Below are 12,005 nucleotides of genomic sequence, written 5' to 3'. Positions count from 1 at the left end.
CCCCTCCCGCCGGGGGGGGGGGCCTGTCGGGGGGGGCGCCCCGCGCCCCCTTTCGCTGTACGGCCGGCGCCGCGAAGGCGACCGCCGGCTTCGGTCAAGGCCCGCTGCGCGACACCGTCTCGCCTGGCGTTTTCGCGTGACGGCTGGCGGAAATGACTGTTAACTGATTTCCGATTAAATCTACTATTGCATTGCACAATAAGAGAAAATGCGGCCCAGCCGAAACTTGCACGGCGCCGCCCGGCCGCGTAGATGCCCCGCTGCTGAGCTCGCCAAGGAGGAATGGGGCATGGCCGAAGCCGCCACCCGCAAGCCGCGCGGCAAGGGCGCGAAGGAACCGGCGATGGGCCGGGCGGAACTGCTCCGCGCCTATCGCGACATGCTGCTGATCCGCCGCTTCGAGGAGAAGGCGGGCCAGCTTTACGGCATGGGCCTGATCGGCGGCTTCTGCCACCTCTATATCGGGCAGGAAGCGGTGGTGGTCGGGCTGACCATGTGCACCAAGCCCGGCGACCAGGTCATCACCTCCTACCGCGACCACGGGCACATGCTGGCCACGGGCATGGAGGCCCGCGGCGTCATGGCGGAGCTGACCGGGCGCATCGGCGGCTACTCCAAGGGCAAGGGCGGCTCGATGCACATGTTCAGCCGCGAGAAGGGATTCTACGGCGGCCATGGCATCGTCGGCGCGCAGGTGCCGCTCGGCGCCGGCCTCGCCTTCGCGAACTGGTACCGCGGCAACGACAACGTCGCGATGACCTATTTCGGCGAGGGCGCCTCCAACCAGGGGCAGGTCTATGAGAGCCTGAACCTCGCGGCGTTGTTCAAGCTGCCGGTCATCTTCGTGATCGAGAACAACAAATACGGCATGGGCACCAGCGTGGAGCGCGCCTCCGCCTCCAAGGACCTGTCGAAGAACGGCTCCCCCTGGGGCATCCCCGGCGAGCAGGTGAACGGCATGGACGTGATCGCCGTGAAGGAAGCCGGCGAGCGCGCCGTGGCGCATTGCCGCGCCGGCAACGGCCCGTACCTGCTGGAGATGAAGACCTATCGCTACCGCGGCCACTCCATGTCCGACCCGGCGAAATACCGCACGCGGGAGGAAGTGCAGAAGATGCGGGAGCAGAACGACTGCATCGAGACCGCGCGCAAGCTGCTGCTGGAATCCTACGGCGTCGCCGAGGCCGAGCTGAAGGTGATCGATGACGAGGTGAAGGCCATCGTGCAGGACAGCGCCGACTTCGCGCAGACCTCGCCCGAGCCCGACGAGAGCGAGCTCTTCACGGACATCCTGATCGAGGCGCGCTGAGATGACCCAGATCCTGATGCCCGCGCTGTCGCCCACCATGACCGAGGGCAAGCTCGCCCGCTGGCTGAAGAAGGAAGGCGACGCCGTGAAGGCCGGCGACGTGATCGCCGAGATCGAGACGGACAAGGCGACGATGGAGGTCGAGGCGGTGGACGAGGGCACGCTCACCGCGATCCTGGTGCCGGAGGGCACGGAGGCGGTGGCGGTGAACACGCCGATCGCCGAGCTGAACGGCGGCGCCGGCGCGAAGCCCGCTCCGGCGCCCGTGGCGGCGCCCCCCCCCGCCCCCCCCCCCCCCCCCCCCCCCCCCCCCCCCCCCGGCCCCCCCCCCCCCCCCCCCCCCCCCCCCCCCCCCCCCCCGGGGGCGCCGAAGCGGCGAGGCTCAGCGCCAAGTCCGGGGCGCCCGCAAGGACGCGAAGCGGCCTTGTGGGGAGCTAGTTCATCACCACCCGCTCATAGGCCTCCTGGATGGCGCGGAAGAACTGCGCCTGCGGCATCGGGCGCGCGCCGGCGGCGAGCTGCTCGGGGCCGACATCGCGGAACAGGCGGTTCCAGGTCTGCTGGTCCAGATGCTGGCGCACATGCTGCGCGTCGATGCCCGGCAGCCAGTTGAAGCGGCGCACGATGCCCTCGGCCTGCACCTGCGGGCTGGTCGCGAGCTCGATGAACTTGCGCGCGAGATCCGCATGCGCGGCCTTGTCGGGGATCACGTAGTACATCGGCTGGCCGGGCAGGCCGCTGGCCGGCAGCACCAGGCGCATGTTGGGGTTCAGGCGCCCTTCCGCCTGCCAGGTGTAGAACATGTCCATCCACACCGGGCCCATGTCGATCTCGCCGCGGTTCAGCGCATCCAGCGTGCCGGCATTGCCGGGCGTGATCGTGACGTTGCGGTTGAACTCGCGCAGGCGCTGCAGCGCGGGCGTCAGCGCGGCCACCGTCTCAGCGTCGTACGGGCCCTCGATCAGGCGCTTCTGGTCCGGCCCGAAGGCATAGGCCCAGCCGAAGACGAAGCCCACGCCGGACATGCCGCCGCGGATGCCGTTGTAGCCGAAGCGGCGGGGATTCTGCTTCGCCCATTCCTCCAGCGCCTGGAAGCTGGTCGGCGGGTTCTGCACGCGCGCCGGGTTGTAGGCGATGGCGACCTGGCTGTTGAACATCGGCATGACGTAGCCGTCCACGTTCTGGCCGAGCGCGTTGCGCGTCACCGCGCTGGTCGCCAGGTTCCCGGTGTTCGCCTGGTCCCGATAACGCGAGAGCAGCCCCTCGCTCACCATCCGCCCGGCCATCGCCTGGTGGACCACGGCGACGTCCACATCCACGGATTGCGCGCTGGCGCGGCGCTGCGCCTCCAGCCTTTCCCAGATGCGCTGGCTGCCGGCGTCGCCCGGCCCGGTGCCGACGGCGCGCACCGTCACGCCCGGGTTCTGGCGGGTGAACATCGGGCCGAGATAGTCGGTGATGTAGTCCACCATGTTCTGGTCGCCGGCGGTCATCACGTTGAGCGTGACGCGCTGCTGCGCGGCAGCGGGCAAGGCGGCCGCGATGGCGGCGGATGCGAGAAGCAGGGAACGACGGTTCATCTGGCCTTCCTCCTGTGCGCGATGACCGGGCCGGTTCCTATCCGGCCTCGGCGTAGTCCCGATGACGCTGCGGTGACGCGGGCATGTCAGGGAAGCGATGCGCGGCTTCGTCCGGAACGCCCAGCCGCACGGCCGCGCCAGGCGCGATGCGCTGCGGCACGTCCGCCAGCGCCTCCTCGGCGCCGATGCGGATCGCGGCGCGCCAGCGCCCGCCGGCATAGGCGCAATGCGCCACCCTGCCCTCGAAGACCGGGCCGTCCAGCGTTTCGTCCGCGCCCAGCAGCCGCGCTTCCTCCGGCCGGAACATCACCACGCCGCCATCGAGTCGCAGGCGGTTGGTCGCGCCGAGGAAGTCGGCGACATAGGCGTTGGCCGGCCTGTGCCACAGCTCCTCCGGTGGCCCGGCCTGGGCGATGCGGCCCTCCTCCAGCACCACGATCCGGTCGGCGAGGATCATCGCCTCCTCCCGGTCGTGGGTGACGTGGATGGCGGTGATGCCCAGCGCCTGCTGCAGCGCGCGCAGCTCGTGCCGCACGCCTTCGCGCACGCGGGCATCGAGGTTCGACATCGGCTCGTCCAGCAGCAGGATCTCGGGATCCACCGCCAGCGCGCGCCCCATGGCCACGCGCTGCCGCTGCCCGCCCGAGAGCTGCGCCGGCAGGCGGGCGCCGAGGCCCTCCAGCCGGAGCAGGCGCAGCATCTCCTCGACGCGCGCGGCGATGCGCGCCTTGTCCCAGCCGCGGACGGCCAGCCCGTAGCCGATGGTCTTCGCCACCGACATGTGCGGCCAGAGCGCGTAGGACTGGAACACCATCGCCGCGCCGCGCTTCTCCGGCGGCGCCTGGGTGATGTCCCGCCCGCCCGCCAGGATGCGTCCGGCGCTCGGCTGCACGAAGCCCGCGATGGCGCGCAGCAGGGTGGTCTTGCCGCAGCCGGAAGGGCCGAGCAGCGCCACGAACTCGCCGGCCCCGACCGTCAGCGAGACCTCATGCAGCACCTGCGTCCGGCCGTAGCCGACGGCAAGCCGTTCGATGCCGAGCGTGACGCCGCGTGGTTGCGTGTCCATCCCGCGCCCGAGGCTAGTCCGCGATCGCGGCGGGCGGAAGCGAGATCACCGGAGCGCGGAAGGCGCCTTGGACGGAAAGCCGGGAGCATGAGTCGAGCCCAGTATGCACAAAAATAGAAAAATCTACCAAATACATATGAGATACTGGCGCTCCACGACAAGAATTTCTACGTTGATGCCTGCAACGCCCGTGAAAGTCCGCGCATGCAGACCCGCCGCTCCCTTCTCGGCGCCACCCTCGGCGCCCCGCTGGCCATCCCGGCCGCCCGTGCCGCCGCATCCAGCCGGCCGATCCGCTGGATCGTCGGCTTTCCGCCCGGTGCCGGCCCGGACCTGCTGACCCGCCTGCTGGTGCCGCTGCTCGAGCCCGCGCTCGGCCAGCCCATCGTCGTCGAGAACCGCCCCGGCGCGGCGGGCAATCTGGCGGCGGCGATGCTGGCGCGCGCCGCGCCGGATGGCGCCACCTTCGGCACGCTCTTCGCCGCAAACCTGGCGGTGAACCGCCATCTCTACCCGTCGCTTGGCTACGACCCGGCGAAGGACTTCACCCTGCTCAGCGAATTCGCGCGCTTCCCCGGCGTCATCCTGGCGCATCCCTCGGTGCCCGTGGCGACGCTGCCGGAGCTCGCCGCGTGGATCCAGGAACAGCCCCGGCCGCCGCTCTGGGGCACGCCTGGCGCGGGCGTCATCCCCCACCTCGCGACCGAGCTGCTGCTGCGGCGCCTCGCGGTGAATGCCGAGCTGATCCACTACCGCGGCAGCACCGACAGCCTGCTCGACCTGGCCGCGGGACGCGTGCCGCTCGCCGCCGACGGCTTCCCCACCGGGCTGCCGGCCGTCCGCGACGGGCGGGCAAGGGCGATCGCGATGACCGGCGCCGCCCGCTCGCCGCTCGCGCCCGAACTGCCGGCGGTCGCCGAGATGCTGCCGGGCTTCGAGGCGGCGTCCTGGATCGCCGCCGCCGCCCCTGCCGGCCTGCCCCCGGCGCTCGCCGGTCGGGTCGAGGCCGCGGTCGCGGCGGCCTGCGCCGATCCGGCGCTGCGCGTGCGCTTCGCCGGCCTCGGCGTCGAGGCGATCGGCGCGGGGTCGCAGGCCCTCCTTGCCCGGGCGGCGGCGGAGGACGCACGCTGGGGCGAGGTCATCCGCGTTGCGGGCATCCGCGTCGAGTAGCCGCCCCCTCGCCCCGCCGCGCCGGGCGGACTAAACCTCCGCCCCATGCGCTACATCTCCACCCGCGGCGAGGCTCCCGCCCGCGACTTCGAAGGCGTCCTGCTCGCCGGCCTGGCCGAGGACGGGGGCCTCTTCGTGCCCGAGACCTGGCCGGTCCTGACCAGCGCCGAATGGCGCAAGCTGCGTGGGCTGCCCTATCCGGAACTCGCCGCCCGCGTCCTGGCGCTGTTCACCGGCGGCCAGCCGGGGGAGGCGGCGCTGCGCCCGCTGCTGGCGCAGGCCTATGCCGGCTTCGGCCACCGCGCCATCTGCCCGCTGGTCCAGCTCGACACCCGGATCTTCGCGCTGGAGCTGTTCCACGGCCCGACGCTCGCCTTCAAGGACATGGCGATGCAAGCGCTCGGCCTGCTGTTCGACACCACCCTGGCCCGCCGGGGAGAGCGGGTGACGATCGTCGGCGCAACCTCGGGCGACACCGGCTCGGCCGCCATCGAGGCCTGCCGCGACCGCGACGCCGTGGACATCGTGATCCTCCACCCCGAGGGCCGCACCAGCGAGGTGCAGCGGCGGCAGATGACCACGGTGCTGTCGCCCAATGTCGCCAACCTTGCGATCGCGGGCAGCTTCGACGATTGCCAGGACCTGGTGAAGGCGATGTTCGCCGACGCGCCCTTCCGCGAGGAGATGCGGCTCGGCGCGGTGAATTCCATCAACTGGGCGCGCGTGGCGCTGCAGATCCCCTACTACGTCGCCGCCGCGCTGGCGCTCGGCGCGCCGGACCGCGAGGTGTCCTTCGCCGTGCCGACCGGCAATTTCGGCAACGTCCTCGCCGCCTGGGCGGCGCGGCGGATGGGGCTGCCGATCGCCCAGCTCATCGTCGGCTCCAACCGCAACGACATCCTGACGCGCTTCCTGGCCGCCAACGACATGACGGTGCGGGCGGTGGAGCCCTCGCTCTCGCCGTCCATGGACATCCAGGTCAGCTCCAATTTCGAGCGGCTGCTGTTCGAGCTGCTGCACCGCGACGCCGCGGCCACCGCCGACATGATGCGCCGCTTCCGTGCCGAGGGCCGGATGCCCGTCCCCGACAGCGCCTGGGGCGAGGCGACGCAGGTGTTCCGCGGCTTCGCGCTGGACGACCAGGGCACGCTGGCCGAGATCGCGCGGCTGCATCGGGAGAGCGGCTACCTCGCCGACCCCCACACCGCCGTCGGCACCGCGGCCGCCATGGCCGTGCCGCCCAGCGACCCGGCGATCCCGGTGGTGGTCGCCGCCACCGCCCATCCGGCGAAGTTCCCCGATGCGGTGAAGCGCGCGACCGGCATGGCGCCCCCGCTGCCACCGCGCCTGGCCGACCTATATGACAGGCCGGAACGCTTCACCCGCCTGCCCGCCGGGCTCGATGCCGTGGAGGACTTCGTCCGCGCGCATGCCCGGCGCAATGCGGGGTGACCAAAGGAACACGATGACCGACGCCATCCGCCTCACCAAGCTGCCCTCCGGCCTGACCGTGGTGTCCGAGAAGATGCCGCGGGTCGAGACCGTCTCCATCGGCGCCTATGTGGATGCCGGCGCGCGGCACGAGACCGCGCCGGAGAACGGCGTCTCCCACTTCCTCGAGCACATGGCCTTCAAGGGCACGGCGAAGCGCGACGCCGCGGCGATCGCGCGCGAGATCGAGAATGTGGGCGGCCACATCAACGCCTACACCAGCCGCGAGAACACCGCCTTCTACTGCAAGGTGCTGAAGGAGGACGTGGCGCTGGCGGCCGACATCATCGGCGACATCCTCAGCCACTCGACGTTCATCCCGGACGAGCTGGAGCGCGAGCGCGGCGTCATCCTGCAGGAGATCGGCCAGGCCAACGACACGCCGGACGACATCGTCTTCGACCATTTCCAGGCCACCGCCTTCTCCGCCCAGGCGATGGGCCGCCCGGTGCTGGGCACGGAAGACACGATCAGGCACATGAAGCGCGAGGCGCTGATGGGCTACATGCGGCGGCACTATGGCGGGCAGCGCATGGTGATCGCCGCCGCCGGCGCCATCGAGCATGACGACCTGCTCGCCATGGTCGGCACGCATTTCGCCGACCTGCCGGACGCCGTGCCGGCGGATGCGGAAGGCGCGCGCTACACCGGCGGCGAGTTCCGCGAGGAGCGCGACCTCGACCAGGTCCACCTGGTCCTCGGCTTCCCCGCCGTCGCCGCCACCGATCCGATGAACATCCCGACCCAGCTGCTCTCCACGCTGCTCGGCGGCGGCATGTCCTCGCGCCTGTTCCAGGAGATCCGGGAGAAGCGCGGCCTGGTCTATTCCGTCTATTCCTTCGTCTCGCCCTTCGCCGATTCCGGCCTGTTCACGGTCTATGCCGGCACCGGCGAGGACCAGGCGGAGGAGCTGGTGCCGGTCGCGCTCGAGGAGCTGCGGCGCGTGCAGCGCGACGTCACCGAGGACGAGCTGAACCGCGCCAAGGCGCAGCTCCGCGCCTCCCTGCTGATGTCGCTCGAGAGCACCGGCAGCCGCTGCGAGCAGCTGGCCCGCCAGCTGCAGGTCTATGGCCGGATCGTGCCCGTCGAGGAAACGAAGCAGAAAATCGCGGCGGTGACGGTGGAGCAGGTGCAGGCGGCCGCCGCGCGCATGTTCCGCGCCACGCCGACGCTCGCCGCCCTCGGCCCCGCCGGCAAGGTGCCGGCGCTGCCGGTGATCGCGGAGAAGCTGGCGGCATGACGCCTCCGATGAACGATCTCGACCGCCTCTCCGATCTCGTCGCCGCGGCGAAGCGCGCCGGTGCCGATGCGGCGGATGCGCTGCTGGTGCAGAACGCCTCGCTCTCCGTCTCCCGCCGGCTCGGCAAGATCGAGCAGCTGGAACGCGCGGAGGGCTGGGACCTCGGGCTGCGGGTGTTTCTCGGCAAGCGGCAGGCGATCGTCTCCTCCACCGATCCCGACCCGAAGGGTTTCGGCGCGCTGGCCGAGCGCGCGGTGGCGATGGCGAAGGTGGTGCCGGAGGATCCCTTCGGCGGCCTGCCCGACCGCTTCGACCCGCCGCGCGACGCCGCGCCGCTCGACCTGTTCGACCCGAGCGAACCCACGGCCGAGCAGCTGATCGCCCGCGCCGCCGCGGCCGAGGACACGGCGCTTGGCGTGAAAGGCGTGACCAACAGCGAAGGCGCCGATGCCTCGTGGGGGCGCGTGCGCATTGCGCTGGCCATGTCGAACGGCTTCGCCGGCGGCTACCAGCGCAGCTCCCACAGCCTGTCCTGCACCGCGCTCGCCGGCGAGGGTACGGCGATGGAGCGCGACTACGAATGGTCCTCCGTCGTGCATCTGGAGGACCTGGAGGATGCCGCGGAGATCGGCCGCAAGGCCGCCGAGAAGGCGATCGCGCGGCTGAACCCGACGCGGCCGAAGACCGCGCGCATCCCGGTGGTGTACGACCCGCGCGTCTCCTCCTCGCTGCTCGGGCATCTCTCCAGCGCGATCAACGGCGCGGCCGTGGCGCGCGGCACCTCCTTCCTGCGCGACAGCCTCGGCCAGCCGGTCCTGGCGAAGGGGCTGACGGTGCGCGACGACCCGACGCGCCGCCGCGGCCTGCGCTCCCGGCCCTTCGACGGCGAGGGCATGGCGGGCCAGCCGCGCGCCATCGTGCAGGACGGCGTGCTGACCACCTGGATCCTGGATTGGCGCGCGGCGCGGCAGCTTGGCATGGCATCCACTGGCCATGCCAGCCGCGGCACCGGCGGCCCGCCCGGCCCGGCGCCCACGAATCTCTGGCTGGAGCCCGGCGCCGTCACGCCGCAGGCGCTGATGGCCGACATCGCCGAGGGCCTCTACGTGACCGACCTGATCGGCATGGGCGTGAACGGCGTGACTGGCGACTACAGCCGCGGCGTCGCCGGCTTCATGATCCGCGGCGGCGCGCTGGCCGAGCCGGTGAGCGAGGTGACGATCGCCGGCAACCTGAAGGAGATGTTCCTGAACATGGCCGCGGCGGACGACCTTCGCTTCCGCCGCGGCACCGATGCGCCGACCATCCGCATCGAGGGCATGACGCTGGCCGGCGCCTGAGAGGCGTTCCCTACTCCACCACGATCTCCCGCACCTGCACTTGGTTGTCGGCGCGATGCGTCACGCTGACGCCCGCGCGATGTGCCCAGGGGATCATCATGTGGTACAGCGGGATGTGGCCGAGATCGGCGTTGTGTATCGCATGCGCCTGCCGGATCAGCGCCCGCCGCGCCTCGGGGTCGCCCTCGGCGTCGATGCGCGGCAGCAGCGCGTCGAAGGCCGGGTTGGAGTAGCCGCCGGCATTCCAGGTCGCCGATCCGCCCACGCTGCGGGACGCCATCACGGCGCGCATCGTGTAGCTGGCGTCGAAGGTCGGCACGCCCCAGCTCAGCATGTAGAGCATCGGCTCCTGCCGGCGCAGCCGCTGGCTGAACACCGCGTTCGGATGGATCGTCAGCTGCGCCCGGATGCCGACGCGCGCCAGCATCGCCGCGACCGCCTGGCAGGCCTCGTCATAGGTGCCGACCGGGCAATCCATCGGCACGGTGAAGCCGTTCGGATAGCCGGCCTCGGTCAGCAGCGCGCGGGCGCGCGCGGGATCGTAGGGCGTGCGGCGGTCGGTCTGCTCCGACCAGCCATTGACGAACTGCGTCCACATGCTGCCGGTCGGCACGCCCTGGCCGCGCAGCGTCGTCCGGCGCAGCGCGTCCACATCCAGCGCATGCGCCATCGCCTGGCGGACGCGCTGGTCCTTGAAGGGGTTGCGGCCGCGTACGTCGGACCCGGTCAGCTCCTCCAGGTCCTGCCGCATGCCCACCATGACGGTGCGGTTCTCCTGCCCTTCCAGGATGCGCAGCCGCTGGTCGCGCTGGATGCGCGCCACGTCCTGCACCGGCACCACATGCACGAAGTCCACCTCGCGCGAGAGCAGCGCGGCGATGCGCGTGGCGTCGGAGGTGAGGGTGATGTGGTGGTATTCCGTGACGTTGCCGCGCGCGACATTCGCCGCCCAGCCCCACCAGTTGGGGTTGCGCACCATCACCGTGCGCTGGTCCACCTCCCGCGCGCGGATCACATAGGGGCCCGTGCCGTTGCTGTTGCGGACGGTGAAGGTCTCCTCCCGCTGCGCGAAGTTCTGCGGCACTGTCGCGCGGTTCGCCTCCGCCCAGCCGCGGTCCATGATCATCACGCGGGTCATCTTGTCCGGGATCACCGGGTCCGGCACGCGGGTGACGATGTCCACCGTCAGCCGGTCGCGCGCCTCCACGCCGGCGACCGTGTCCACATAGATCCCGTAGTTGGAGGTGGGCTTCAGCGCGCGCTCGACCGAGAACACCACATCGTCGGCGTCGAAGGCCTCGCCGCCGGCGAAGCGCACGCCGTCGCGCAGCGTGAAGCGCCAGCGGGTCGGCTCCACCTGCTCCCAGGCGGTTGCCAGGCCGGGCTGCACCCTCAGGTCGTCGCTGCGCCAGGTCAGGCCCTCATACACCTGGTGGACGACCAGGAAGGTGAAGAGCGCGTTGGTGGCATGCGGGTCGAGGGTCGCCGCATCCACGCTGGTCGCCAGCCGGAACAGGCGGTTGGGCGCCTGCTGCGCCTCCGCCGCCCCGCCCAGCGCCAGCAGCCCCAAGGCGGCCGCGCCCAGCCGCCATCGCACGCGTCCCGACATGCCTGGTCTCCGTTCAGGTTGAACGCGCCCAGCCTGGGGCCGAAGCGGGCGGGATCGCAATCCGCATGAAGGCAACCTATATTCCTTGTCACAATCCCATGGAGACGCTCTCAGCGATGTCCCCCCGAGCTTCCACCCGCCGGCGTGGCGCGGCCCTTTTCGCGGCCTTCGCCGTTGTGGCGCTGGCCCTGGCGCCGGCCCTGGCGGAGGCGCGTGCCGGCGGCCGGTCCTCTTCCGGCAGCCGTGGCAGCCAGACCTACTCGGCGCCGCCCGCCACCCGCACCGCGCCCGGCACCGCCAGCCAGTTCCAGCGCACCGAGACGCCGCGCCCCGCCCCCGGCGTGGCGCAGGCTGCCCCGCGTCCGCCGGGCGCGGCCGGCGCCCAGGGCGGCTTCTTCAGCCGCAACCCGCTGATGGCGGGGCTGATGGGCGGCCTGCTCGGCGCGGGCCTGTTCGGCCTGCTGAGCGGCGCCGGCCTGTTCGGCGGCCTGGCCGGCTTCGCCGGCTTCCTCGGCCTGCTGCTGCAGATCGCGCTGATCGCGGGCCTGGTGTTCCTGGTGATGCGCCTGGTGCGCGGCGGCCGCCAGCCGGCCGTGGCCGGCGGTCCGCAGGGCATGGCGCGGGAGATGCACGGCGCCGGCGGCCCCGGCCCGATGGGCGGCCTCGGCGGCGGGCGCGGCAGCGTGCCGGCGATCCGCCCGATCGAGATCGGCGCCGCCGATTTCGACACCTTCGGCCAGCGCCTGGTCGAGGTGCAGGACGCCTGGTCGCGCCAGGACCTGGCGACGCTGCGCCGGATCTCCACGCCGGAGATGGAGCGCTACTTCGCCCAGGACCTCGAGGACCTGAAGGCGCGCGGCTGGACCAACGTGGCGCGTGACGTGCAGCTCGAGGCCGGCGACCTCTCCCAGGCCTGGGCCGAGCCGGACGGGCAGGAATACGCCACCGTCGCGATGCGCTTCTCGATGGTGGAGACCACCACCGATGCGCAGGGCCGCGTGGTGGAGGGCCACCCGACCGAGCGCGAGACGGCGACGGAACTCTGGACCTTCACCCGCCGGCCCGGCACGCAGTGGGTGCTGTCGGCGATCCAGCAGACGGGCTGAGGTCGGCGTGGGGGGGGGGGGGGGGGGGGGGGGGGGGGGGGGGGGGGGGGGGGGGGGGGGGGGGGGGGGGGGGGGGGGGGGCGGGGGCGGGCGG

At 72.0% G+C, this 12,005-nt stretch carries 9 protein-coding genes and 1 pseudogene; 7 read left to right on the top strand and 3 right to left on the bottom strand.

Annotated features, from left to right (window positions below):
• The first annotated feature begins 343 nt into the window (after window positions 1–343).
• Window positions 344–1,309 carry a pyruvate dehydrogenase (acetyl-transferring) E1 component subunit alpha gene (pdhA, locus tag AC1MIR_RS13525; RefSeq protein WP_480028757.1) on the top strand — a complete coding sequence of 322 codons (966 nt, stop codon included), beginning with the start codon at window positions 344–346 and terminating at the stop codon, window positions 1,307–1,309.
• Between the two features lies 1 nt (window position 1,310).
• Window positions 1,311–1,643: pseudogene (locus AC1MIR_RS13520) on the top strand (biotin/lipoyl-containing protein); the annotation flags it as partial.
• Window positions 1,644–1,743: 100 nt separating this feature from the next.
• Here AC1MIR_RS13520 and AC1MIR_RS13515 read toward each other — a convergent pair.
• The gene (locus tag AC1MIR_RS13515) at window positions 1,744–2,889 is read right to left on the bottom strand and encodes an extracellular solute-binding protein (protein ID WP_480028669.1); all 1,146 of its coding nucleotides are present in this window, start codon (window positions 2,887–2,889) and stop codon (window positions 1,744–1,746) included.
• A gap of 37 nt (window positions 2,890–2,926) precedes the next feature.
• Window positions 2,927–3,955 carry an ABC transporter ATP-binding protein gene (locus tag AC1MIR_RS13510; RefSeq protein WP_480028668.1) on the bottom strand — a complete coding sequence of 343 codons (1,029 nt, stop codon included), beginning with the start codon at window positions 3,953–3,955 and terminating at the stop codon, window positions 2,927–2,929.
• A gap of 204 nt (window positions 3,956–4,159) precedes the next feature.
• Between AC1MIR_RS13510 and AC1MIR_RS13505 the strand changes: the two genes are divergently transcribed.
• Genes AC1MIR_RS13505 through AC1MIR_RS13490 form a run of 4 tightly spaced genes read left to right on the top strand, consistent with a single transcriptional unit; the run spans window position 4,160 to window position 9,196 of the window.
• Window positions 4,160–5,125 (top strand): Bug family tripartite tricarboxylate transporter substrate binding protein, encoded by a 966-nt coding sequence (locus AC1MIR_RS13505; RefSeq protein WP_480028667.1) that lies wholly within the window; start codon window positions 4,160–4,162, stop codon window positions 5,123–5,125.
• 45 nt (window positions 5,126–5,170) lie between these two features.
• Window positions 5,171–6,577 carry a threonine synthase gene (gene thrC / locus AC1MIR_RS13500; protein WP_480028666.1) on the top strand — a complete coding sequence of 469 codons (1,407 nt, stop codon included), beginning with the start codon at window positions 5,171–5,173 and terminating at the stop codon, window positions 6,575–6,577.
• 13 nt (window positions 6,578–6,590) lie between these two features.
• A complete protein-coding gene (locus AC1MIR_RS13495; RefSeq protein ID WP_480028665.1) occupies window positions 6,591–7,856 on the top strand; it encodes a M16 family metallopeptidase in 1,266 nt (421 codons plus the stop codon).
• 8 nt (window positions 7,857–7,864) lie between these two features.
• Window positions 7,865–9,196: a TldD/PmbA family protein gene (locus AC1MIR_RS13490; RefSeq protein ID WP_480028756.1), complete on the top strand. Its 1,332-nt coding sequence runs from the start codon at window positions 7,865–7,867 to the stop codon at window positions 9,194–9,196.
• A gap of 10 nt (window positions 9,197–9,206) precedes the next feature.
• Here the strand turns inward: AC1MIR_RS13490 and AC1MIR_RS13485 are convergent, their stop codons facing one another.
• The gene (locus AC1MIR_RS13485; protein ID WP_480028664.1) at window positions 9,207–10,805 is read right to left on the bottom strand and encodes an ABC transporter substrate-binding protein; all 1,599 of its coding nucleotides are present in this window, start codon (window positions 10,803–10,805) and stop codon (window positions 9,207–9,209) included.
• A gap of 65 nt (window positions 10,806–10,870) precedes the next feature.
• On the opposite strand from AC1MIR_RS13485, the gene AC1MIR_RS13480 reads away from it, so the two are divergent.
• Window positions 10,871–11,911: a Tim44 domain-containing protein gene (locus AC1MIR_RS13480; protein ID WP_480028663.1), complete on the top strand. Its 1,041-nt coding sequence runs from the start codon at window positions 10,871–10,873 to the stop codon at window positions 11,909–11,911.
• Window positions 11,912–12,005: the final 94 nt, after the last annotated feature.

The sequence above is a fragment of the Falsiroseomonas sp. RANM36 genome (assembly GCF_056682175.1).
Note: the sequence above shows the minus strand (reverse complement) of the source record. Positions and strands in the feature narration are given on the sequence as shown.

Excerpts from the sequence above, each read along its gene's own strand:
- AC1MIR_RS13485 (WP_480028664.1), bottom strand. The coding sequence starts at position 10,805 with ATGTCGGGACGCGTGCGATGGCGGCTGGGCGCGGCCGCCTTGGGGCTG.
- thrC (WP_480028666.1), top strand. The coding sequence starts at position 5,171 with ATGCGCTACATCTCCACCCGCGGCGAGGCTCCCGCCCGCGACTTCGAA.
- pdhA (WP_480028757.1), top strand. The coding sequence starts at position 344 with ATGGGCCGGGCGGAACTGCTCCGCGCCTATCGCGACATGCTGCTGATC.
- AC1MIR_RS13505 (WP_480028667.1), top strand. The coding sequence starts at position 4,160 with ATGCAGACCCGCCGCTCCCTTCTCGGCGCCACCCTCGGCGCCCCGCTG.
- AC1MIR_RS13490 (WP_480028756.1), top strand. The coding sequence starts at position 7,865 with ATGAACGATCTCGACCGCCTCTCCGATCTCGTCGCCGCGGCGAAGCGC.
- AC1MIR_RS13480 (WP_480028663.1), top strand. The coding sequence starts at position 10,871 with ATGAAGGCAACCTATATTCCTTGTCACAATCCCATGGAGACGCTCTCA.
- AC1MIR_RS13510 (WP_480028668.1), bottom strand. The coding sequence starts at position 3,955 with ATGGACACGCAACCACGCGGCGTCACGCTCGGCATCGAACGGCTTGCC.
- AC1MIR_RS13495 (WP_480028665.1), top strand. The coding sequence starts at position 6,591 with ATGACCGACGCCATCCGCCTCACCAAGCTGCCCTCCGGCCTGACCGTG.
- AC1MIR_RS13515 (WP_480028669.1), bottom strand. The coding sequence starts at position 2,889 with ATGAACCGTCGTTCCCTGCTTCTCGCATCCGCCGCCATCGCGGCCGCC.